The organism is Kitasatospora sp. NPDC054795 (assembly GCF_053611565.1).
In genome coordinates this window covers 43,350-64,951 of sequence record NZ_JBSHAP010000004.1, presented here as the reverse complement: position 1 = coordinate 64,951, position 21,602 = coordinate 43,350, and the positions used below count along the sequence as shown (strand labels likewise).

The 21,602-nt window shown below is 73.0% G+C and carries 20 protein-coding genes and 1 pseudogene; 7 read left to right on the top strand and 14 right to left on the bottom strand.

Annotated elements, in window-relative coordinates; genetic code table 11:
* Together ACWGJO_RS02540 and ACWGJO_RS02535 are read left to right on the top strand one after the other, a co-directional pair.
* A pseudogene (locus ACWGJO_RS02540) lies at positions 1–2,640 on the top strand (hypothetical protein); the annotation flags it as partial.
* Between the two features lie 117 nt (positions 2,641–2,757).
* A complete protein-coding gene (locus ACWGJO_RS02535) occupies positions 2,758–3,687 on the top strand; it encodes a coiled-coil domain-containing protein (RefSeq protein WP_359899925.1) in 930 nt (309 codons plus the stop codon).
* 110 nt (positions 3,688–3,797) lie between these two features.
* On the opposite strand, the gene ACWGJO_RS02530 is transcribed toward ACWGJO_RS02535, so the two are convergent.
* Both ACWGJO_RS02530 and ACWGJO_RS02525 read right to left on the bottom strand, forming a co-directional pair.
* Positions 3,798–4,118, bottom strand: coding sequence for a hypothetical protein (locus tag ACWGJO_RS02530; protein ID WP_452181778.1), 321 nt, complete (start codon positions 4,116–4,118; stop codon positions 3,798–3,800).
* A complete protein-coding gene (locus ACWGJO_RS02525; RefSeq protein ID WP_452181777.1) occupies positions 4,115–4,912 on the bottom strand; it encodes an alpha/beta fold hydrolase in 798 nt (265 codons plus the stop codon). Before ACWGJO_RS02525 ends, ACWGJO_RS02530 begins: the two co-directional genes overlap by 4 nt.
* 93 nt (positions 4,913–5,005) lie before the next feature.
* Between ACWGJO_RS02525 and ACWGJO_RS02520 the strand changes: the two genes are divergently transcribed.
* Positions 5,006–6,010 carry an ABC transporter ATP-binding protein gene (locus tag ACWGJO_RS02520; protein WP_452181776.1) on the top strand — a complete coding sequence of 335 codons (1,005 nt, stop codon included), beginning with the start codon at positions 5,006–5,008 and terminating at the stop codon, positions 6,008–6,010.
* Position 6,011: 1 nt separating this feature from the next.
* Positions 6,012–6,779: an ABC transporter permease subunit gene (locus ACWGJO_RS02515; RefSeq protein ID WP_452181775.1), complete on the top strand. Its 768-nt coding sequence runs from the start codon at positions 6,012–6,014 to the stop codon at positions 6,777–6,779.
* A gap of 31 nt (positions 6,780–6,810) precedes the next feature.
* Here the strand turns inward: ACWGJO_RS02515 and ACWGJO_RS02510 are convergent, their stop codons facing one another.
* The gene (locus tag ACWGJO_RS02510; RefSeq protein ID WP_452181774.1) at positions 6,811–7,134 is read right to left on the bottom strand and encodes an ATP/GTP-binding protein; all 324 of its coding nucleotides are present in this window, start codon (positions 7,132–7,134) and stop codon (positions 6,811–6,813) included.
* Positions 7,135–7,525: 391 nt separating this feature from the next.
* Between ACWGJO_RS02510 and ACWGJO_RS02505 the strand changes: the two genes are divergently transcribed.
* Positions 7,526–8,674, top strand: coding sequence for an LLM class flavin-dependent oxidoreductase (locus ACWGJO_RS02505; protein ID WP_359900024.1), 1,149 nt, complete (start codon positions 7,526–7,528; stop codon positions 8,672–8,674).
* A 138-nt stretch (positions 8,675–8,812) separates the two neighbouring features.
* Here the strand turns inward: ACWGJO_RS02505 and ACWGJO_RS02500 are convergent, their stop codons facing one another.
* On the bottom strand, positions 8,813–9,205 hold the full coding sequence (locus ACWGJO_RS02500) for an SCO5389 family protein (protein WP_359828614.1): 393 nt from the start codon (positions 9,203–9,205) through the stop codon (positions 8,813–8,815).
* A gap of 481 nt (positions 9,206–9,686) precedes the next feature.
* Here ACWGJO_RS02500 and nucS point away from each other — a divergent pair, with 481 nt between their 5' ends.
* Positions 9,687–10,346 carry an endonuclease NucS gene (gene nucS / locus ACWGJO_RS02495; protein ID WP_452181773.1) on the top strand — a complete coding sequence of 220 codons (660 nt, stop codon included), beginning with the start codon at positions 9,687–9,689 and terminating at the stop codon, positions 10,344–10,346.
* Positions 10,347–10,350: 4 nt separating this feature from the next.
* Here the strand turns inward: nucS and ACWGJO_RS02490 are convergent, their stop codons facing one another.
* The 5 genes from ACWGJO_RS02490 to ACWGJO_RS02470 all read right to left on the bottom strand — a co-directional run bounded on the left by ACWGJO_RS02490 (position 10,351) and on the right by ACWGJO_RS02470 (position 16,456).
* A complete protein-coding gene (locus ACWGJO_RS02490; RefSeq protein WP_452181772.1) occupies positions 10,351–12,621 on the bottom strand; it encodes an ATP-binding protein in 2,271 nt (756 codons plus the stop codon).
* Between the two features lie 264 nt (positions 12,622–12,885).
* The gene (locus tag ACWGJO_RS02485) at positions 12,886–13,206 is read right to left on the bottom strand and encodes an STAS domain-containing protein (protein WP_452181771.1); all 321 of its coding nucleotides are present in this window, start codon (positions 13,204–13,206) and stop codon (positions 12,886–12,888) included.
* Positions 13,207–13,560: 354 nt separating this feature from the next.
* Entirely contained in the window at positions 13,561–14,430 is an 870-nt protein-coding gene (locus ACWGJO_RS02480; RefSeq protein WP_452181770.1) for a 3-hydroxyacyl-CoA dehydrogenase family protein, read from the bottom strand.
* 170 nt (positions 14,431–14,600) lie between these two features.
* Positions 14,601–15,251, bottom strand: a complete 651-nt coding sequence (locus tag ACWGJO_RS02475; RefSeq protein WP_380538219.1) for a response regulator — start codon at positions 15,249–15,251, stop codon at positions 14,601–14,603.
* On the bottom strand, positions 15,248–16,456 hold the full coding sequence (locus ACWGJO_RS02470) for a sensor histidine kinase (RefSeq protein WP_452181769.1): 1,209 nt from the start codon (positions 16,454–16,456) through the stop codon (positions 15,248–15,250). The genes ACWGJO_RS02475 and ACWGJO_RS02470 overlap by 4 nt, the downstream gene beginning before the upstream one ends.
* Before the next feature lie 157 nt (positions 16,457–16,613).
* Between ACWGJO_RS02470 and ACWGJO_RS02465 the strand changes: the two genes are divergently transcribed.
* Positions 16,614–17,234, top strand: coding sequence for a hypothetical protein (locus ACWGJO_RS02465; protein WP_380630924.1), 621 nt, complete (start codon positions 16,614–16,616; stop codon positions 17,232–17,234).
* Between the two features lie 66 nt (positions 17,235–17,300).
* On the opposite strand, the gene ACWGJO_RS02460 is transcribed toward ACWGJO_RS02465, so the two are convergent.
* The 5 genes from ACWGJO_RS02460 to ACWGJO_RS02440 all read right to left on the bottom strand — a co-directional run bounded on the left by ACWGJO_RS02460 (position 17,301) and on the right by ACWGJO_RS02440 (position 21,591).
* A complete protein-coding gene (locus ACWGJO_RS02460) occupies positions 17,301–17,873 on the bottom strand; it encodes a cob(I)yrinic acid a,c-diamide adenosyltransferase (RefSeq protein ID WP_452181768.1) in 573 nt (190 codons plus the stop codon).
* A gap of 136 nt (positions 17,874–18,009) precedes the next feature.
* Positions 18,010–18,510 carry a DUF2550 domain-containing protein gene (locus ACWGJO_RS02455; protein WP_030057523.1) on the bottom strand — a complete coding sequence of 167 codons (501 nt, stop codon included), beginning with the start codon at positions 18,508–18,510 and terminating at the stop codon, positions 18,010–18,012.
* A gap of 148 nt (positions 18,511–18,658) precedes the next feature.
* Positions 18,659–19,042 carry a F0F1 ATP synthase subunit epsilon gene (locus ACWGJO_RS02450; protein WP_401048964.1) on the bottom strand — a complete coding sequence of 128 codons (384 nt, stop codon included), beginning with the start codon at positions 19,040–19,042 and terminating at the stop codon, positions 18,659–18,661.
* Between the two features lie 186 nt (positions 19,043–19,228).
* Entirely contained in the window at positions 19,229–20,674 is a 1,446-nt protein-coding gene (gene atpD, locus ACWGJO_RS02445; RefSeq protein ID WP_359899952.1) for a F0F1 ATP synthase subunit beta, read from the bottom strand.
* Between the two features lie 2 nt (positions 20,675–20,676).
* Positions 20,677–21,591: a F0F1 ATP synthase subunit gamma gene (locus ACWGJO_RS02440; protein WP_359899954.1), complete on the bottom strand. Its 915-nt coding sequence runs from the start codon at positions 21,589–21,591 to the stop codon at positions 20,677–20,679.
* Positions 21,592–21,602: the final 11 nt, after the last annotated feature.

Below are 21,602 nucleotides of genomic sequence, written 5' to 3'. Positions count from 1 at the left end.
CTGGCCCAGCAGGAGACCACCCAGCAGCGCGAAGCCGCCGAGGCCTACGCCGACCGCGTCCGCACCGAGGCCGAACAGCACGCCACCGACCTCACCGAACGCACCGCGGCCGAGACCGCCGAGGTTCGCGAGGCGGCCGACCAGCACTCCGCCGAGGTCCGCGAGGCCGCCGAGCAGCACGCGGCCGAGGTCCGCGAGGCCGCCGAGCAGCACGCGGCCCAGGTCCGCGAGGCCGCCGAGCAGCACTCCACCGAGGTCCGCGAGCAGGCCGACGCCTACGCCGACGAGCAGCGCACCACCGCCGACACCTACGCCGCGCAGACCCGGACGGAGGCCGAGCAGGCCGCCGCGCAGCTCCGGGCCCTGGCCCAGCAGGAGACCACCCAGCAGCGCGAAGCCGCCGAGGCCTACGCCGACCGCGTCCGCACCGAGGCCGAACAGCACGCCACCGACCTCACCAAGCGCACCGCGGCCGAGACCGCCGAGGTCCGCGAGGCGGCCGACCAGCACGCGGCCCAGGTCCGCGAGGCCGCCGAGCAGCACTCCACCGAGGTCCGCGAGCAGGCCGACGCCTACGCCACCGAGCAGCGCACCGCCGCCGAGGAGTCGCTGGAGCGCGCCGAAGCCACCGCCGAGCAGCGCCGCGCCGAGGCCACCAAGGACGCCAAGGCCACCCGCGAGAAGGCCGCCGCCGAGCTGGCCCTGGCCAACGAGCAGGCCTCGACAGTCCGGGCCGAGGCCGGCCGCGAGCTGTCCGAGGCCCGCGCCACCGCCGACGGCATCCGGGCCGAGGCCACCGCCGAGCTGGAGCAGGCCAAGGCCGACCGCGCCGAGCTGATCTCCGCCGCCAAGGCCGAGGGCGCCGAGCTGGTGGCCGTCGCCGAGGAGGAGGCCGCCGAGGTCCGCCAGGCGGTGGCGGGCATGCACGAGGCCGCCGCCGAGCAGATCGCCGCGCTCAGGGCCGCCGCCGAGCAGGAGGCCGCCGAGGTCCGCGAGGCCGCCGAGCAGGACGCCACCGAGCTGCGCGTCCTCGCCGAGCGGGAGACCACCGAGTTGCGGGAGCTGGCCGAGCGGGAGACCACCGAGCTGCGGGAGTCCGCCGACGCGTACGCCGCCGAGCTGCGCAGCCTGGTGGAGCGCGAGAGCGCCGAGCAGCGCGAGCTCGTCGACCGCGAGACCGCCGACCTGCGGGCCCGTACCGAGGCCGAGACCACCGCCCTGCGCGAACAGACCGAGCTGGAGCTGGCCGCCGAGCGGGAGGCCACCGAGAACGAGCTCGGCCGGCAGCGCGCCGAGGCCCTGGCCTACGACGAGCGGCTGCGCGCGGACGCCGAGGCCGAGCTGCGCGCCGCCCAGGAGGCCGCCGAGCAGCTGCGCGCCGACGCCGGGGCGCAGGCCGCCCGGACGGTGGCCGAGGCCGAGGCCCAGGGTGCCCGCAGCATCGCCGACGCCGAGGAGCTGTCCGCCGGTCTGCGGGCCGAGGCCGAGGAGTACGCCCTCGCCACCCGCACCCTGGCCGACGAGTACGACTCCGCCACCCGCTCCCGCGCCGACGACTACGACGCCAAGACCCGGGAGGCCGCCGAGCAGTTCGACAGGGCCACCCGCGAGCACGCCCAGTCCGTCCTGGAGAAGGCCTTCGCGGACGCCGAGGCGCTCGGCGAGGACGCCCAGACCACCGCACTGGCGACCACCGCCGCCGCGGAGGAGCAGGCGGACGCGATGGTCGCCGCCGCCCGCAAGGAGGCCGGCCGGCTGGTCGCCGCCGGCGAGGCGGCCGGTCAGGCCGAGGTCGAGAAGGGCCGTTCCGACGCGGACGCCCTGCTCGCCGAGGCCCGCCGGGACGCGACGGCGATCCGCGAGCGCGCCGAGGAGCTGCGCGAGCGCACCGACGCCGAGGTCGAGGCCCTGCACGAGCGCGCCCGCAAGGAGAACGCGGCGGCCATGAAGTCGGCCGGCGAGCGGGTGGACGCGCTGGTGACGGCCGCCCAGGAGCAGCTGACCGAGGCCGAGGAGCAGGCGGTGGCCACCGTCGCCGAGGCCGAGGACCGCGCGGCGGCGCTGGTCGCGGCGGCCGAGGACCGCGCGAGCGAGCTGACCTCGGAGGCGTCCGCGGAGGCCAGCAAGGTCCGGCTGTCTGCCGTCCGCAAGGCGGAAGGCCTGCTGAAGGAGGCCGAGACCAAGCTCGCCACCTCCACGGACCGCGCCGAGTCGCTCATCGAGAAGGCCGAGGCGAAGCTGCGGTCGTCCGAGAGCGAGGCCGAGGAGCGGCTGGACCGGGCCTCCACCGAGGCGGAGAAGCGGCTGCGGGACGCCGACGAGGCCGCGGACGAGCAGATCGAACTGGCGAAGGCGGAGGCCGAGCGGCTGCTCGCCGAGGCGACGGCCGAGGCGAAGCGGGTCACCGACGAGGGCCGGCGCGAGCTGGACGAACTGGTGCGCCGCCGCAAGGACATCAACACCGAGATCTCCAGGGTCCAGGACGTGCTGTCCGCCCTGGAGGCGTTCGAGGCGCCGGCGCCGGTCGCCCAGGCCAACGGGGGAAGCAGCACCAAGAAGGACGGGGGCGCCAAGGCCGGTGCCGGAGTTGGCTCCCCCCGGTCGGGTGGCAATCGCTCCAAGAGCGCACCACCCGATTGAGCGGACATTGGCGGTCATTGTCCGTGAGAGAACGGCATATCGCCGTCGACACTCCGGTACCGTGTCAGGATTCCCTCAACCACCTCAGCGGTTTGACGACAGGAAGCCCAGAACCCCATGAGCGACAGTCACTCCCCTCACGGCTTCGACCTGGTGCGCCGTGGGTACGAGCGCGCCCAGGTCGACGAGCGGATCACCAAGCTGGTGGCCGACCGTGACAGTGCCTTGACCCGGATCAGTGCGCTGGAGAAGCGCATCGAGGAGCTCCACCTGGAGACCCAGTCCGCCCAGGCGGCGGTCGTGGAGCAGGAGCCCTCCTACGCCGGTCTCGGCGCCCGGGTCGAGAAGATCCTGCGACTCGCCGAGGAGGAGGCCAAGGACCTGCGCGACGAGGCGCACCGCGCCGCCGAGCAGCACCGCGAACTGGCCGAGGCCGCCGCCCAGCAGGTCCGCTCCGAGGCCGAGAACTACGCCAAGGACCGCAAGGCCAAGGCGGAGGACGAGGGGATGCGGATCGTCGACAAGTCCAAGAGCGACGCCGCCCAGCTGCGCGCCGAGGCCAACAAGGACGCCCAGAACAAGCGCGAGGAGGCGGACGCCCTCTTCGAGGACACCCGCACCAAGGCCGCCCAGGCCGCGCTGGAGTTCGAGACCAACCTGGCCAAGCGCCGCGAGCAGTCCGAGCGGGACCTGGCCGCCCGTCAGGCCAAGGCCGAGAAGCGCCTGGCCGAGATCGAGCACCGGGCGGAGCAGCTGCGCCTGGAGGCCGAGAAGCTGCGCACCGACGCCGAGCGCCGCGCCCGCCAGACCGTCGAGACGGCCCAGCGCCAGTCCGAGGACATCGTGGCCGACGCCAACGCCAAGGCGGACCGCATCCGCAGCGAATCCGAGCGCGAGCTGGCGGCCCTCACCAACCGCCGCGACAGCATCAACGCCCAGCTGACCAACGTCCGCGAGATGCTGGCGACGCTGACCGGCGCGGCCGTGGCCGCCGCCTCGCTGCCGACCGACGACACCCTGGGCGTGCCCGCCCAGCAGTCGCGCTGACGCACGCAGGCCCCAGCGGCACCGCAGGCCCTCACCCGCCCGGGTGAGGGCCTGTCGGCTTTCGCGCCGTCATCATCCCGGGCGCTTCCGGGCCGGTCGGGCGCGGGCCCTCACCTCGGATAGGCGCCGTCCGGCCGCTGGTAGCCGCTGCTGAGCTGGTTGCCGTCGTCGTCGGAGACGGTGCCGAACCAGGAGGTGCACCAGACCGACACCGAGTCCGGCCAGTACTGCACCTCGAAGGGGTGTCCGGGCCCGTAGTCGCCGTACGAGGTGACGATGAAGGTCTCCCCCGGGCGCATCCAGTAGTCCTCGCCGAGCGGTTCCAGGGTGAGCTCGACCAGCCCATCGCCCCGGTTGGTCACGGGCATCCGGCCGGTGACCTCCAGGGCGGAGAAGTCCCAGGCCGCCGCGTCCTGGCTCTCCTGACTCATCCGGCGGCCACCCGGGCGAGCAGGCTGCGCACGACGGTGTCGAAGGCCTCGGGCGCCTCCAGGGCGCTCAGGTGGCCCACCCCGGGCAGGACGGTCAGCTCGGCGTCCGGCCGGGCCCGCAGCATCGGCTCGGCCTCCTCGGGCGCCACCAGGGCGTCCTGGGCGCCCGCCACGACGGAGACCGGCACCCGCAGGGCGGCCAGGACGTCCAGGGCGTCCGGTCGGGCCGCCATGGCCCGCTGGGCCCAGGCGACGGCGGCCGGCGGCGCGGCGGCGACCATCGCCTGCACCCGCTCCACCAGGTGCTGCGAGTCGGGCCCGAGCTGCCCGGCCGCGACCTGCTCGTCGAGCAGCAGCCGCACGCTGTCCCGCGCGGTGACGGCGGCGGCGATCCGCTCCCGGTTGGCCCGTACCGCGTCGGTGTCGGCGGTGGCCCGGGTGTTGGCCAGCAGCAGGCCGGCCAGCCGGTCGGGGTAGCGGCGGGCGAAGGCCAGCGCCACGTAGCCGCCCATGGAGAGCCCGCCGACCACCGCGCGCTCGATCCCGGCCGCGTCCAGCAGCAGCGCGAGGTCGTCCGCGACCGGGTCCAGCGAGGGCTCGTCGGCGCCCAGCACAGTGCCGCCGAACCCCCGCTGATCGGGGGCGAGCACGCGCGCTTCGTCCCCGGTCAGGCCGGGCAGCGTGTCCAGTTGGGACGACCACATCGAGGCGTTCAACGGAAAGGCGTGCAGCAGCACGAGTGGTGTTCCGGTACCGCTCTCGCGGACCGACACTGCGGAGGGGAGCTGGGTCATGCGTCCAACCTATTCCGGCACGCCCGGCGGGCCCACTCAGCGGGCCGCGATACCCCCTTTGTCCTAGCCTGGCAAGGAAGTGAGGGAGCGCGAATGATCGAGTTGCACGACCTGACAAAACGTTACGGCAAGACGCTCGCGGTGGACCGGCTCAGCTTCCAGGTCCCTCAGGGTGTGGTGACCGGCTTCCTCGGCCCGAACGGCGCCGGCAAGTCCACCACCATGCGCATGATCCTCGACCTCGACCGCCCGACCGCCGGCCGGGTGACCATCGACGGCAGACGGTACGGCCAGCTCAGCGAGCCGCTCAAGTACATCGGCGCGCTCCTGGAGGCCAAGGCCGTCCACCCCGGCCGCACCGCCCGCGACCACCTGCTCTGGCTCGCCCAGAGCAACCGCATCCCCGTGCGCCGGGTGGACGAGGTGCTCGCCCTGGTCGGCCTCACCCCGGTCGCCCGCAAGCGGGCCCGCGGCTTCTCCCTCGGCATGGGCCAGCGCCTGGGCATCGCCTCCGCCCTGCTCGGCGACCCGGAGATCGTCATGTTCGACGAGCCGGTCAACGGCCTGGACCCGGAGGGCATCCTCTGGATCCGCAACCTGATGAAACGCCTCGCCGCCGAGGGCCGGACGGTCTTCGTCTCCTCCCACCTGATGAGCGAGATGGCCGTCACCGCCGACCACCTGGTGGTCATCGGCCGCGGCCGGCTGCTCGCCGACCTGCCGATGCCGGAGTTCATCCGGCGCAACTCCCGCTCCGCCGTACGGCTGCGCACCCCGGAGCCCGAGCGGCTGCTCGACGTGCTGGCCGAGGCCGGCCTGCGGCCCGAGCCGGGCCCGGACGGCTCCCACGAGGTGGTCAACGGGGACATCGCGCGGCTCGGCGAGCTGTTCGCCGGGCACGGCGTGGTGCTGCACGAGCTCAGCCCGCAGCAGGCCTCGCTGGAGGAGGCCTTCATGCAGATGACGGCCGACTCGGTGGAGTACCACGCGGGCGACGGACCGGGCCGGGACGCGGCCGGCGCGCCCACCGAGTGGGGCGCCGGCTGGAAGGCGGACGGCGCCCGGCAGACCACCACCGCACGGCAGGAGGAGAACTGAGATGGCGTCCTTCCCGGCTATCCTCCGCTCCGAGTGGACGAAGATCCGCAGCGTCCGCTCGACGGTCTGGACCCTCGCGCTGACCTTCGTCGTCACGGTCGGCATCGGCGCGCTGCTGTCCCTGCTCACCAACAACAACTTCACCGAGTTCCGCCGCGACGACCAGTCCCCGTTCGACGCCACCGGGACGTCCTTCTCCGGCATCATGCTCGGCGAGCTGGCGATCATCGTCTTCGGGGTGCTGGCGATCGGCAACGAGTACAGCAGCGGCATGATCCGGGTCACCCTGGCCGCCGTCCCGCAGCGCGCCACCCTGCTCACCGGCAAGGCGGCGGTGCTCGGCGCCCTCGCCCTCGTGGTCTCGCTGGTGACGGCCTTCGTCACCTTCTTCGTCGGCCAGTCGCTGCTCGGCACGCACTCCACCACGATCGGCGAGCCCAACGTGCTGCGGGCGGTGTTCGGGGCCGCGCTGTACCTGACGATGCTCTGCCTGTTCTCGGCCGGCGTCACCACGATGCTGCACAACCAGACGCTCGCGCTCGGCGTGCTGGTGCCGTTCTTCTTCCTGCTCTCGCCGATCCTCTCGGCGGTGCCGAAGGTCAAGACCCTGGCCCACTACTTCCCCGACTACGCGGGCTCGCGGATGCTGCTGGTGTACGAGCAGCACGGCCAGCCGTACGGGCCGTGGACCGGCTTCCTGATCTGCCTCGCCTGGACGGCCGCGGCGCTGGTCGGCGGTGCGCTGGTGCTCAAGAAGCGCGACGCCTAGCCGGACGCCTGGCGGGCCCCGGCCGGACCCCTCAGTACCGCGGAGCGCCGCGGCCTCGCAGGACGTTGGAGGCCCGGCGCTCCCGCGCTCCCCAGCAGGCGCGGTGCCAGTGCCGCCGGTCGTCCACTCCGGCGCCGTACTGCGGCCAGGCCACCACGTGGCCCATTCCCGGCGGGATCTCCTGGTCGCAGCCCGGGCAGCGGTAGAACCGCCCCGCCGTCCCGGCGACCGTCTGAACCACCCAGTCCTCGCCCTGGTAGCTCTCGGTGCGGCGCAGCGAACCGCCGACCGGGGCGGTCGGCTCTGCGCTCTCGTGCGGGGCGGCGCTCTTGATCCGGTTGCGGCGCGGCGACACGGCGGACTCCCTCTCCTCCTGGGCTCTGGATCGTTCCAGCCTACGGCCGGGCGGGCCCCCCGCACGGCCACTACCACGGCTCCGTCCGGCACTTCGGCGTTTTTGCCGAGATCCACCCGATCATCGGGGAAATCGGGAGTTCCGCGTGCCATTGGCACATGACATCGGATACCCACAAGGGGAGAAGGCGGGGCCCGCAGACCCTGCGCGCACCCGAGGAGGCCCAACGATGAGCAAGACCAGCGCCCGCGCCGAGAGCGGCCGGCCCGTCGGGATCCGGCCGGTCGCCCCCGGTCCGACGCTGACGTCCGTCCCCCCGGTCACGGCCGTCGTGGGCCGGCCGCTGCCGGCACCCCAGCGGGCGGGCGCGCTGCCGCCGTCCACCGGTCCGGTGCGGGTCGGCCTGTTCCTGCTGTCCGCGCAGTTCCCCGGGCAGAGCCACGGCGAGGCGCTGGAACGCACCGTCGAATCCGCCGTCGAGGCCGAACGCGCCGGGCTGGACAGCGTCTGGCTGGCCGAGCACCACTTCGTGCCGTACGGGGTCTGCCCGGACGCCGCCACGCTGGCCGCGATGCTGCTCGGCCGCACCCGCCGGATCGGCGTCGGCACGGCGGTCAGCGTGCTCTCCACCCGCCACCCGGTGGGGCTCGGCGAGCAGGCCGCGCTGCTGCACCTCACCTCCGGCGGACGGTTCACGCTCGGGGTGGGCCGCGGCGGGCCGTGGATCGACCTGGACGTGTTCGGCGGCGGCGTGGACGCCTTCGAGAAGGGCTTCCCGGAGCGGCTGGACCTGCTGCTGCGCTGGCTGCGCGGCTCCCGGGTGGGCGCGGACGGCCCGCAGTTCGCCTTCCCCGAGGTCGCCGTGGTGCCGCGGGCCACCGAACCGGTGCGGCGGCCGGGCCTGAGCAGCTGGCTGGGCCTCGGCGGGCGGACCGGCCCGGTGCGCTTCCCGCGCCAGCGCCGGGACGACGAGGGCCTCGGCGAGGAGCTCACCGCCTCCGGACGGCCGGTGGCCGGGCCGCCCGTGGTGGTCGCCTGCACCTCGCCGGGCGGGGTGCGGCTGGCCGCCGAGCGCGGCCTGCCGATGCTGCTCGGCATGCACTCCGGGGACGACGACAAGCTGCGGATGCTGGAGCTGTACCGGACCGCCTGGCTGGCCGCCGGGCGCGGCGAGGAGCAGCTGCGCCGGATCGGCCGACAGCACGTCGCGGCCGGGGTGGCCCAGGTCGACGACCGCGCCGCGGCGGCCCGGTCCACGCTGCTGAACGCGATGCCCGGCTGGTTCGAGTACGGGCTCGGCGCCCACCGCACCGTGGACGGCCGCGAGCGCAAGATGCGCGATCCGCGCCAGTACACCGAGCTGCTCTGCGACCTGCACGCGGTGGGCACCCCGCGGCAGTGCGCCGACCGGCTGCTGGCCACCGCCGAACGCACCGGCATCCGGCGCTTCGCCCTGCTCGCCGAGGGCAGCGGCGACCAGGAGGCGACCCTGCACAACATCGCCCGGCTCGGCTCGGAGGTGCTGCCGCAGCTGGGCTAGCCGCCGGCGGGGGGACAGGACCAGCGGGGGGCGTACCGGACGGGAAGACGTACCGGGCGGGGGACGGGCCCGGGCCGCCGCCCCTCCCCCCGCACCGGGGGACGGGGGCGGCCGGCGCCGCAGCGGGCCGCGGCGGGGTCAGCAGTCCCGCAGTTCCTCGGACTGGTTGAGCAGCTGCTCCCGGACCGAGGTGAAGCGGTCGTACCGCGCCTCGTTGGCGTCCGACGGCAGGAACACCGCGACCCGGTGACAGTTCTGGAAGGCCAGCCGAACCCCGAAGTGGCGCTGGAGAGCGCCCCGGATGGCGTCGCTGGCGAGCGCGCGCAGCAGCTGGCCGCGGGCCTGCTCGCTGGGCGGCGGCACCTGGTTGTCGGCGAAGTCGGTGCCGTCGACCTTCGCCTGGGCGACCAGCGAGCTGATCAGGTCCCAGGCGTAGGGCAAAGAGACGCGGACGCAGTCGACGAATTCCCGCTCGTCGACCTCGCCCCGCTCGGCCTTCTCCAGCAGGGCCGGTGAGACGTCGAGCGACATGGATTCTCCTCTCGCGGTCCACCCGCGCGGCGCCCGGGTGGTCGTGCGTAGGTCAAGCTCACAGTGAGGGTGGCGGATTCGCATGGGGTGTCCGGAACACCGAGGGACAGGGGTTTCCGGCACCTTCGCGACAGCGGCGGCACCACGGGACGTGACGTCCTGGACACCGAACGCGCTCAGCACAGCGTGGCAGTCAACGGCGCGGCAGGCCGGTCATTCCTGCGGATTGCTTCGGAAATATGTTGCGGTGCACCGGATTGGCCGGATCCCGTTGGATCGTTCATCTGAAGTCTCCATCCCCGTTGACAGCGATCCCGCGAGCGTGCCGTCACACACCGTAGCGACTTGAGGGTGGGGGCGCCAGACCTCGACGGGGCGGTGGCGGGACCGCCGGACCTCCATGTTGGCCGGGTTCGCGCTTTCTTCACCCAGCCGTCGCGGAATCGCATCAACTGGCCCCGGTGGGCTAGCGTGGTCGACCGTGCGTCTCGTAATTGCCCGCTGCTCAGTCGACTATGCCGGTCGGCTCTCCGCCCATCTGCCCTCCGCCACCAGGCTGATCCTGGTCAAGGCCGACGGCAGCGTCAGCATCCACGCCGACGACCGCGCCTACAAGCCGCTCAACTGGATGTCCCCGCCGTGCGCCGTCAAGGAGGCCGACGGGGTCTGGACGGTGGAGAACAAGGCCGGCGAGAAGCTCATCATCACGCTGGAGGAGGTGCTGCACGACTCGTCCCACGAGCTCGGGGTCGACCCCGGCCTGATCAAGGACGGCGTGGAGGCACACCTCCAGGAGCTGCTCGCGGACCGGATGGAGGTGCTCGGTGCCGGCTGGTCGCTGATCCGCCGGGAGTACCCCACCGCGATCGGCCCGGTCGACATCCTCTGCCGCGACGCCGACGGCGCCACGGTGGCCGTCGAGATCAAGCGCCGCGGTGAGATCGACGGCGTCGAACAGCTCACCCGCTACCTCGAACTCCTCAACCGGGACCCGCTGCTGGCCCCGGTCAAGGGCGTCTTCGCCGCGCAGGAGATCAAGCCGCAGGCCCGCGTCCTGGCCACCGACCGCGGGATCGGCTGCGTGGTGCTGGACTACGACGAGCTGCGCGGCATCGACGACGACAAGCTCAAGCTGTTCTGACCGCTCAGGACGGGCCCGGATTGGTCGGGCTGGGCGTGCTGCCCGGAGCCGTCGGCGACCCGGACGTGGTCGTCGGCGAGGCCGGGGTCGTCGCCGGGGACGACGGGCCGTGGCTCGTCACCGGCGACGGCGGCTGCCCGGTCTGCTGAGGCGGCTGCGGCTGACCCGGCTGCGGCCCCGGCGGCTGCTGGCCCGGTACGGGCGGCTGCTGCGGGGCCTGCGACCCGCCCGCCCCCGGCGAGGAGCTCGGCCTCCTCGTCGGCGAGGCGCTCGGCGAGTGCGAGGCACTGGCGCTCGCGGACGGCGCCGGGCTGTTCCCCTGCGTCGGCGCACCGGCCGGTCCGGCACCGGCCGTCGTCGGCCCGGCACTGCCGGACTGCTGCGGGAACGGCGGGTCCTGGGTGCCGCCGCCGTCCAGCCGACCGTTGTTGTGCGGGTCCTTCCCCCTGACCTCCTCCGGCCCGCTGAAGCTCATCGCCACCGCCGCGCCGAGGACCCCCAGGGTCAGCACCGCGGTGGAGACCACGGCCGCCCGCCGGCGCCTGCTGGACTTCAGGCGGGCCGGCACCCGGGCCGCGATCTTGCGGATCACCGGGGCGCGGCCGGGCGCCGCGGCGGGCGCGGCGGCCGGCAGCTGCCGGCCCTCGGCGCGCAGCAGGTCGAGCATCCGGCCTGCCGCGGCCACCCCGCGCTGCTCGCCCGCGGTGGCCCGCAGGGTGAGCGCGGTCTCCAGTTCGGCGACGGCCCGGGAGGGCTGCCGGACGCAGATCGCGTGCACGCCCGCCTCGTGGTGGAACCAGGCCTGGTCGACCGCCGAACCGGTGCGGCGGGCCGCCTCCAGACCGAGCTGGAGCACCCGCTCCCAGGCGCCCCAGCGCAGCGACAGCGCCAGCGCGGGCGCCGCCGCCCGGGCGAGCCGGACCACCGCGTCGTGCCGTCCGGCGGTGCGGTCGGCGAGCAGCACGCCGACCATCACCTCGGCCTCGGCGGCGACCTGTTCCAGCGTCACCGAGCTGTGCCCCACCCACCAGGCGAAGTGCTGGGCGGCCCCGTCGACGGAGCCCCGGGCGGGCCAGTGCGGGACGAGCAGGTCGAGCGCGCCGGCGGTCAGCCGGTGGTGCCCGCCGATGGACACCGCCAGTCCGGCGTCGGCGAGTTCGGCGAGGGCGGCCTCGCCCTGCCCGACGTCGATCAGCGCCGGCAGGTGCGGCGCGGTGGGGCACTCGCCGCCGAGCGCGACGGCGAGCCGCAGCACGGCCTGCGCGGGCTCGCTCAGCCCCTCGGCGAGCCGGACCGCGGGCGAGGCGGTCTCCGCCACCGAGGGCAGCGGGACGGTGAGCCGCAGCGCGTTCTCCCGGATCGCCGGGTCCTCGTCGTGGACGGGCTCGTCGACGGCCCCGAAGACGTCCATCCGGTCGTCCTCGGCGGCCACCAGCGCGTCCACCGAGACGTCCCGCTGGCGCAGCAGCGCGGCGGCCTGGACGAAGCGCAGCGGCAGGCCCTCGGACTCGAACCAGAGGTCCACCGCCCAGGCCTTCTCGGTGACGTCCAGCGGCCGCCCGGCCAGCCGGGCGGTGAGGGCCAGGCACGCGGAGCGGGAGAGCCCGGCCACCAGGTGGTCCTGGAGCCGGGAGCCGGGCGGCAGCGGCGGGCCGTCCGGGGCGGCGGAGATCAGGAAGGCGCAGCCGGGGGCGGCGGCGAGCAGCTCCTCCAGCTCGGCGCCGGAGGGCTCGGCGGCGTCGATCACCACGATCGCGCCGACCTCGGCGAGGTGGACGGCCAACTGCCCGGGGTCGGGGCGGTATCCGGGGGCGTGGTGGGTGGCCGCGAAGAGGTCCTGGAGCAGGTCGGCGCCGGTCCGGCGGTGGCCGCAGAGCTGCACCACGCCGCCGGGCGCGAGGTCGGCGGCGGCCTCGGCGACGGCCGACAGCAGCGCGCTGCGGCCCGAGCCGGCCTGGCCGACCAGGCGTATCGAGCGGCCCTCGGCGAGCAGGGCGAGCAGTTCGGCGGTGTCGGTCTCGCGGTCGAGCATCGGCAGATCGGCGGGCCCGGCACCGAGCGCGAGCGGGCCGACCGCGCGGCCGACGCCGCCGACCGGACCACGGGCGGGCTCGCTGCGTCCGGTCCGGCGCGGACGGGGCCGCCACTCCTCGGGACAGGTCCTGGCCTCGGAGCCGTCCGGGGCGCCGACGCCCACCAGCAGGGCGCCGGAGACCAGTTCGCCGCCGCGGGTGCGAACGGCCTCCTGCCGGAACTCCCCGGATGGCTGTGCCACGTTCTGCTCCGCATCGTGCTCGGCCGTCGGCGCCCCGCGCCGCCCGGCTGACGTCCCGGTGGCGGCCGCGGCCGGGCTGGAGGCAGCCCCGGCGGCCGTCTTCTGACGGGCAGACTCTTGCACATCCGGCCCCGGCCGTGCAGAGCGGTCCGTGGCCGACGGCCGGTCCGCGGCGCTGACCAGGGGCGTTACGCGGACGGACCGGGGGTGCGCAGGCGCACGGTCCCGGCGCGCGGCGCGGTGGGGGCCGTGGGTCCGCGGGAGTTAGAGAGTGACCCCGTGCGCCTCGGCGGCGCCGTCGACGGCCAGGATGCGGTGCAGCTTGGTGGCCACCAGCAGCCGCTGCAGCTGGGCCGGGACGGAGCGCAGCACCAGTCGGCGGCCGATCCGGCCGGCCCTCCGGTGGGTGCCCATGATCACGCCGAGCCCGGTGGCGTCCCAGAACTCCAGCCGGCCGAGGTCGAGTACGAGGTCGCCGAGGCCGCCGTCCACGGCCTGGTGCAGCCGGGACCGCGCGTCGGCGGCGGTGCGCACGTCGAGGCGGCCTTCGATGGCCAGCGCCGTGTGGTCGCCGGTGATGCGCATGCTCTCCTCCTTCGCCTGGACGGCCTGGTGCGGGGCGGGTCCGCCCCGGCCGTGCCGGGAGCGGGAGTGGGGGGTGCATACGGGCGGGCCGAAGCCCCACACCCGGACCCGGGCGGAATGCCGGGTTCCCTCATCTGACGGTGAACCGGCTCCGCAGGTTGCTGGTTTTGGCCAGATCTGAAGCAACTTCACCCGTCCGAGGGAATATACGCAGGTCGGCCCCACACCTACGCTCGATTACCGCCCAAATCACCCGTCTGCGGCACCCGGGGTGAGGAAACTCACCCGGCCCTGCGGGGCGGGCCGTACGATGCTCCGATCGCACGGCCCGGCCGGTCGATCAGCCCTGCCGGCTCACTTGCCCTCGTACGGGTAGAAGCCGCGGCCGCTCTTGCGGCCCAGGTCACCGGCGGTGACCATGCGGGCCATGATCTCCGGCGCGGCGAACTTCTCGTCCTGGGTCTCGGTGTAGATGTTGCGGGCGGCGTCCAGCAGGATGTCCACGCCGGTCAGGTCGGCGGTCTGGAGCGGGCCCATCGCGTGGCCGAAACCGAGCCGGCAGGCGGTGTCGATGTCCTCGGCGGTGGCCACGCCCGACTCGTACAGACTGGCGGCCTCGACGACCAGCGCGGTGATCAGGCGGGTGGTCACGAAGCCGGCCACGTCGCGGTTGACCACCACGACCTCCTTGCCGACGCCCTCGGCGTAGGCGCGGGCGGTGGCCAGCGTCTCGTCGCTGGTCTTGTAGCCGCGGACCAGCTCGACCAGCTTCATCATCGGGACGGGCGAGAAGAAGTGGACGCCGACGACCGACTCCGGGCGCCCGGTGGCGGCGGCGATCCGGGTGATCGGGATGGCGGAGGTGTTGGAGGCCAGGACGGCGCCGTCCTTGGCGAGCTTGTCGAGCTCGCGGAAGACGCTCTCCTTGACCTCCAGCTTCTCGAACACGGCCTCGACCACGATGTCGGCCTCGGCGACGGCGCCCAGGTCGGTGGTGGTGGTGATCCGGCCCAGCGCGGCCTCGGCGTCCTCGGCGCTCAGCCTGCCCTTCGCGACGAACTTCTCGTAGGAGGCGCGGATGCCGGCCAGGCCCCGCTGGAGCGCCTCCTCGGTGACGTCCCGCAGCACCACCGGGTGACCGGCCTGCGCGGACACCTGGGCGATGCCGGCGCCCATCAGGCCGGCACCGATCACGGCGATCTGCTTGCTGGACGCATTGCTCATGGCTGGGTCTCCCGATGCCGTCGCCGCCCCGCGGGCGGGCCCTGAAGGCGGCTCAGGGCAGGGGTCGCCGCCAGAGAGCCGCATCGCTCGTTTTTCCGGGACTCTAATGCCCAAATCCCCCGTGCAATAGCAATCGGGAGTGTGATCTGCAACCGACCTAAAACAGGTGATCAGACGGTCAGTCCGAGGTCCTGCGCCAGGATCGCCGCCTGTACCCGGCTGCGCAGCCGCAGCTTCGCCAGGATCCGGCTGACGTGCGTCTTGGTGGTCGCCTCCGCCATCTCCAGCCGGGCCGCGATCTCCCCGTTGGACATCCCGGCCCCGATGCAGGCCAGCACCTCCCGCTCGCGGCCGGTCAGCGTCCCCACCGCGGCCCGGGCCTCCGGTCCGACCGGCCGCTCGGGGCGGGCGAAGGCCCCGATCAGCCGTCTGGTCACCGAGGGCGCCAGCATCCCGTCCCCGCGCGCCACCGTGCGGATGCCCTCGATCAGGGTGTCCGCCTCCAGGTCCTTGAGCAGGAACCCGGACGCGCCGGCCCGCAGCGCACCGTAGACGTACTCGTCCAGGTCGAAGGTGGTCAGCACGAGCACCTGGCCGGCCCCGGCGGCGACCACCTCGCGGGTCGCCGAGACGCCGTCCAGCCGGGGCATCTGCACGTCCATCAGCACCACGTCCGGCCGCAGCTCCAGGGCCAGCCGGACAGCCTCCTCGCCGTCCGCGGCCTGCCCGACCACCTCGAACTCCGGCTCGGCGCGCAGGATCATCACCAGCGCCGCCCGTACCGCCGCCTGGTCCTCCGCCACCAGCACCCGGATCGTCATGCCCGCCCCTCGTTCCCCTGGGCGCGCGGCAGCACCGCGCGCACACTCCAGTACCCGCCCTTCGGCCCGGCCTCGAAGCTGCCGCCGAGCAGCCCGGCCCGTTCCGCCATGCCCACCAACCCGGCCCGGGCACCGGGCAGTTCACGGCCCGGACCGCCCCGGTACGGGCTGTCGACCGAGATCCGCAGTTCCTCCGGCGCGAACTCCAGCCGCAGGCTGACCAGTCCTGGCCCGGCGTGCTTGAGGGCGTTGGTCAGGGACTCCTGGACGATCCGGTACGCGGCCAGCCCGACCGGCACCGGCACCTCCCCGCGCTCGCCGCGCTCGTCCAGCGCGAAGTCCAGCCCGACGTCCCGGCCGGCCGCCCTGGCCTTGGCCAGCAGGGCGTCCACCGCGGCCAGGTCGGGGGCCGCGTACGACTCGTCCACCTCTCCCCCGCCGCTGTCCCGGAGCAGTCCGATCATGCGACGCATTTCGGCCAATCCCTGGACGCTGTTCTCCCGGATCACCGCCAGCACCTCCACCAGGGGATCGTCCTGGGGCAGGTTCCGGCGCCGGGCCACCGACTGCGCACCGGTGGCGTGGATCGCGATCGCCGACAGGTGGTTGGCCACCACGTCGTGCAACTCCCTTGCCATCCTGGCCCGTTCGGCGCCGATTGCCTCCCGCCGGTCCATCTCCGAGAGCAGCGCGGTCTGTTCCGCCCGTAGCCGCTCGGCCTCCGCCTCCTGCCGGTGCTTGCGCACCACGTCGCCGCTCCACACCGGGCCCAGGAAGACCAGTGTGCTGACCACCACGATCAGCAGCGCCAACGAGGTGCCGCCGTAGACCGCCGCCAGGGTGGACAGCGCCAGCACCGTGGCCCCGCCGGACAGGTGCAGCACCCGGGACATCCGCGGGGTGCCGTAGACCACCGCCGCGTACAGCAGGTCGGTGTACATGATCAGCGTGGCCACCAGGTTGCCGGCGAACACGCTCGCCGCGAAGGCCAGCCCGCCGAGCGACACCGCGAGCACCGGCCTGGTCCGCCGGACCAGCTCCAGCCCGGCCATCACCAGCAGCGTCGGCACCACCGCCCACGGCGGCACCCGGTCGGCCCGGTCGTACACCCCGAAGGCGATCAGCACCGCACCGCCGAGCAGCCCGGCGAGGGCGATCAGCTGGTCCTGTCGGCGCGGGGGGAGCGCGGGGAACGGGAGGGGCACGTCCCCATCCCATCATCCCCGGCGGCCGGCCCGGCTCCGGTCCACGAAGGAGCCCGCTACATCGAAAGGTGCAGGCCGGTACGGCACCGCGCGACGACGACACCGGCACGCCCCCGCACGAGGCTGGAAGCACCACCGAAACGTCCGGGAGCAGAACGTGATCGTCACCCTCATCGTCGCGGCCGAGATCTCCTTCTGGATCCTGCTCGGCCTCGGACTGACCGCCCGCTACCTGCTCCGGTGGCGCCGCACCAGCACCGCGCTGCTGGTCGGCCTGCCGGTGGTGGACCTCACCCTGTACGCCCTCACCGTCCTCGACCTGCGCGGCGGCGCCACCGCGAGCTGGACGCACGCCCTGGCCGCGAGCTACGCGGGCTTCTCGATCGGCTACGGCCCCTCGCTGGTCCGCTGGGCCGACCGGCACTTCCTGCACCGTTTCGCCGGCGGCCCCAAGCCGCTGCCCTCACCCAAGTACGGGCCGGAGCGGACCAGGTACGAGTGGCAGATCGCCGGCCGGACCGTCGTGTCCGCCGCGGTCACGCTGAGCCTGATCACCCTGCTCGTCCCGCTCTCCGCGGGCTCCGCCCACTTCGGCACCTTCCTCCAGTGGTACCTCAAGCTGGGCATCGCCGCCGTGGTCAACGTGATCGTGGCCGGCTGCTACTCGCTCTGGCCCAAGCAGCCGCCGGCCGGCGTGGTGGTCGAGGACGGCCGGGTGGTCACCGGGAAGACCCTCGCCGGCAGCGCCCCCGACCGCACCCCGGCCGACCGGCCCTGAACCGTCGAGGGCCCGTCCTCGGACTCCCGCGGGGGAGCAGTCCGAGGACGGGCCCTCGGCATGTTCCTAGCGGTTCTCGCCCGGGACCCAGAGCACGTCCCCGCGCTCCTTGTTGGCCACCCGGGCCAGGATGAACAGCAGGTCGGACAGCCGGTTGAGGTACTTCGCGGTCAGCGGGTTGACGCTGTCGCCGTGCTCCTCGATCGCCGACCAGGTCGAGCGCTCGGCCCGCCGCACCACCGTGCAGGCCAGATGCAGGTGGGCCGCCCCGGGCGTACCGCCGGGCAGGATGAAGCTGCGCAGCTTCTCCACCCGCGCCAGGTACTCGTCGCAGTCCGTCTCCAGCCGGTCGATGTAGGACTGCAGCACCCGCAGCGGCGGGTACTTCGGGTCCTCCACCACCGGGGTGGACAGGTCGGCGCCGACGTCGAACAGGTCGTTCTGGACCCGGACGAGCACCGCCGTCATGTCCTGCGGCAGCTCACCGACGGCCAGGGCCACGCCGATCGCGGCGTTGGCCTCGTTGGCGTCCGCGTACGCGACCAGTCTCGGATCGGTCTTGCTGGTCCGGCTCATGTCGCCGAGCGCGGTGGTGCCGTCATCGCCGGTACGGGTGTAGATGCGCGTCAGATTGACCATGCGGCCAGAGTAGCCGCCGGGTTAGGCGCCGTTAACCCCGCCTCGGAAGGTCCCCGGGCGTGTCGGCAGGCCGCTGCGCGGCATCGACCCTCCCCCAGCCTCCGGCCGGGGGCACCCCCGTCCGAGGGCCCCGTCGCTACGCGACATTGACCCTCTGGCCGGGCGGGGCGGCCTCCAGCCAGGCCAGGAAGCCGGTCAGCGCGTCCTCGCTCATCGCCAGCTCCAGCGGCGCCCCGTTGTGCAGGCACCGCAGCACCACCGAGCCGGACAGCAGCGCCAGCTCCTCCTGGCCCTCCGGGTAGCGCCGGCCGAGCACCTCGATCTCCCGGCGCGGCAGCACCTTGCGCGGCCGCGGGGCGTACGAGAAGACCCGGAACCACTCGATCGAGTCACCGCTGTACCGGCCGATACCAAAAACCCACCCCTTGCCGTCGGTCGGGGGGACCGGAGCTGAGGTGGGTTTGCCGTTCTCGTCGAGGTCGGGCTGCGTCGAGGCGTCGGCCGGCATTTTGAGCCGGTAACTGCAGTCGAAGGTGCCGCCGACCCGCTGGATCAGGCGGCGCCGGACGGCGAAGGCCATCAGCCCGATCACACCCAGGGCCACGACCGCCGCACACACCACAAGCGCGAGGACCATGCTCACCCACCTCCTCGCTACCCGCGTTCCCCGTAGCGGTCGTATCAAGCGACCGCGCTGACCTACCAACTACGACGACAGTCCCGGGGTCACGCTCACGCGTCCCCGGGACCGTCGGTCGACCCCGCCAAGCCGGGGTCCGGCGCACTCAGACGTGGGCCTTGAGGCCGCGCGCCGCGAACAGACGGACCTCGGCGCGCCGCTCGGCGTGCTCGTCCAGGCCCGACTTGGCCTTCTCCAGTGCGCGCTCGGCACGCGCGACATCGATCTCGTCCGCCAGCTCGGCGATCTCCGCGAGCAGAGACAGCTTGTTGTCGGCGAAGGAGATGAAGCCGCCGTGCACCGCGGCGATCACGGTGCCGCCGTCCACCGTGCGGATGGTGACCGGACCGGTCTCCAGCACGCTCAGCACCGGGGTGTGGCCCGGCATGATGCCGGTGTCACCGGAGGCCGTACGGGCGACGACGATGGTGGCCGCACCGGACCACACCTTGCGGTCGGCTGCGACCAGCTCGACGTGCAGCTCAGCCAACGTGGGCTCCTAGGCTCATGCAACGCCCGATTACTCGGGAGTTTCGGTAAGAATAACGGCCCCGCGCCCCCGGCATGAAACCGGCGGCACGGATTTGACCGGAATCACAGCCGATGTGCCGCGAGGGGTGGTCCCCAGGCTCGGGGGCCACCCCTCACGGTCACGCACAGCTGCTACCGGCCGCGATTACTTCTTCGCCAGCTCGGCGGCGTTCTTCTCGAGGTCCTCGATGCCACCGCACATGAAGAAGGCCTGCTCCGGGACGGAGTCGTACTTGCCGTCCGCGATCGAGTTGAAGGCCTCGATGGTCTCGGACAGCGGCACGGTCGAACCCTCGACACCGGTGAACTGCTTCGCCACGTAGGTGTTCTGCGAGAGGAAGCGCTCGATGCGGCGGGCACGGTGCACCGTGACCTTGTCCTCCTCGGACAGCTCGTCGATACCGAGGATCGCGATGATGTCCTGGAGGTCCTTGTACTTCTGCAGGATCCCCTTGATACGGATGGCCGTGTCGTAGTGGGTCTGCGCGATGTACCGCGGGTCGAGGATGCGGGACGTGGAGTCCAGCGGGTCGACGGCCGGGTAGATGCCCTTCTCCGAGATCGGGCGCGACAGAACGGTCGTCGCGTCCAGGTGGGCGAAGGTGGTGGCCGGCGCCGGGTCGGTCAGGTCGTCCGCGGGGACGTAGATCGCCTGCATCGAGGTGATCGAGTGACCGCGGGTCGAGGTGATGCGCTCCTGCAGGAGGCCCATCTCGTCGGCCAGGTTCGGCTGGTAGCCCACCGCGGAGGGCATGCGGCCGAGCAGGGTCGACACCTCGGAACCGGCCTGGGTGAACCGGAAGATGTTGTCGATGAAGAGGAGCACGTCCTGCTTCTCGACGTCACGGAAGTACTCCGCCATGGTCAGCGCGGACAGCGCGACGCGCAGACGGGTGCCCGGCGGCTCGTCCATCTGGCCGAAGACCAGCGCGGTCTTGTCCAGAACGCCCGAGTCGACCATCTCGTCGATGAGGTCGTTGCCCTCACGGGTGCGCTCGCCGACACCGGCGAACACCGACACACCACCGAAGTTCTCGGCGACGCGGTAGATCATCTCCTGGATCAGAACGGTCTTGCCGACACCGGCACCACCGAACAGACCGATCTTGCCACCCGTGACGTACGGGGTGAGCAGGTCGATGACCTTGATGCCGGTCTCGAACATCTCGGTCTTGGACTCGAGGTCCTTGAACTCCGGGGCCTTGCGGTGGATCGGCCACCGGACCTGGACCTGCGACTCGAACTCGTCCTTGTCGACGTTCAGCACGTCACCGAGGGCGTTGAACACCTTGCCCTTGGTGATCTGGCCGACCGGGACGGAGATCGCCGCACCGGTGTCGGAGACCTGCGAACCACGGACCAGGCCGTCGGTCGGCTGCATCGAGATGCCGCGGACCATGCCGTCGCCGAGGTGCTGGGCGACCTCGAGGGTCAGGGTCTTCTTGCCCGTGCCGTCGGGGTTGTCCACCTCGACGTGCAGGGCGTTGTACATGTCCGGAATCGCGTCGACGGGGAACTCCACGTCGACGACCGGGCCGATGACCCGCGCGACGCGGCCCGTCGCCGTGGTCGGCTCAACAGTGGTGGTCATACTCATTCGCTCCCGCGGCTAGCGTCGGCGAGGGCGTTGGCACCGCCGACGATCTCGCTGATTTCCTGGGTGATCTCGGCCTGACGGGCCGAGTTGGCAAGCCGCGTGAGCGACTTGATGAGCTCGCCGGCGTTGTCCGTCGCGCTCTTCATCGCGCGGCGGCGGGCGGCGTGCTCGGAAGCGGCCGACTGCAGCAGCGCGTTGTAGATCCGGCTCTCGACGTACCGCGGCAGCAGGGCGTCCAGGACGCCCTCCGCCGACGGCTCGAAGTCGTACAGCGGGAAGATCTCCGACTTGGCCGGCGTCTGGTCGCTGAGCTGGACCTCGTCCAGCTTCAGCGGCAGCAGCCGCGCCTCGACCGCGTTCTGCGTCAGCATCGACACGAACTCGGTGGAAACCAGGTGGAGTTCGTCCACACCGCCGGTCTCGGCCGTGAAGGCCTCGATCAGGTCGGCCGCCACGGTCTTCGCGTCACCGTACGTCGGCTTGTCCGAGAATCCCGTCCACGAGCCCTCGATCGCCAGACCGCGGAACGTGTAGTACGAGACGCCCTTGCGGCCGATGATGTACGCCACCACGTCCTTGCCCTCGGACCGCAGGCGCTCGGCGAGCACCAGCGAAGCCTTGATGGCGTTGGTCGAGTAGCCTCCGGCCAGGCCGCGGTCCGCCGTGATCAGCAGGACCGCCGCGCGCTTGGCGTTCGGGTTCTCGGTGGTGAGCGGGTGCTTGGCGTTGGACCGGGTGGCCACCGCCGTCACCGCCCGGGTGAGCTCATCGGCGTACGGAGTGGAGGCGGCCACCGCGCGCTGCGCCTTGACGATGCGCGACGCGGAGATCATCTCCATCGCCTTGGTGATCTTCTTCGTCGCGGTGACAGAGCGGATCCGGCGCTTGTAGACCCGAAGCTGTGCTCCCATGGGTCGTTACG

Coding starts and splice junctions, on each gene's coding strand:
- ACWGJO_RS02480 (WP_452181770.1), bottom strand. CDS start 14,430: ATGAGCAATGCGTCCAGCAAGCAGATCGCCGTGATCGGTGCCGGCCTG.
- ACWGJO_RS02535 (WP_359899925.1), top strand. CDS start 2,758: ATGAGCGACAGTCACTCCCCTCACGGCTTCGACCTGGTGCGCCGTGGG.
- ACWGJO_RS02525 (WP_452181777.1), bottom strand. CDS start 4,912: ATGACCCAGCTCCCCTCCGCAGTGTCGGTCCGCGAGAGCGGTACCGGA.
- ACWGJO_RS02475 (WP_380538219.1), bottom strand. CDS start 15,251: ATGACGATCCGGGTGCTGGTGGCGGAGGACCAGGCGGCGGTACGGGCG.
- ACWGJO_RS02460 (WP_452181768.1), bottom strand. CDS start 17,873: ATGGTCAATCTGACGCGCATCTACACCCGTACCGGCGATGACGGCACC.
- atpD (WP_359899952.1), bottom strand. CDS start 20,674: ATGACCACCACTGTTGAGCCGACCACGGCGACGGGCCGCGTCGCGCGG.
- ACWGJO_RS02520 (WP_452181776.1), top strand. CDS start 5,006: ATGATCGAGTTGCACGACCTGACAAAACGTTACGGCAAGACGCTCGCG.
- ACWGJO_RS02515 (WP_452181775.1), top strand. CDS start 6,012: ATGGCGTCCTTCCCGGCTATCCTCCGCTCCGAGTGGACGAAGATCCGC.
- ACWGJO_RS02455 (WP_030057523.1), bottom strand. CDS start 18,510: ATGGTCCTCGCGCTTGTGGTGTGTGCGGCGGTCGTGGCCCTGGGTGTG.
- ACWGJO_RS02440 (WP_359899954.1), bottom strand. CDS start 21,591: ATGGGAGCACAGCTTCGGGTCTACAAGCGCCGGATCCGCTCTGTCACC.
- ACWGJO_RS02485 (WP_452181771.1), bottom strand. CDS start 13,206: ATGCGCATCACCGGCGACCACACGGCGCTGGCCATCGAAGGCCGCCTC.
- ACWGJO_RS02500 (WP_359828614.1), bottom strand. CDS start 9,205: ATGTCGCTCGACGTCTCACCGGCCCTGCTGGAGAAGGCCGAGCGGGGC.
- ACWGJO_RS02530 (WP_452181778.1), bottom strand. CDS start 4,118: ATGAGTCAGGAGAGCCAGGACGCGGCGGCCTGGGACTTCTCCGCCCTG.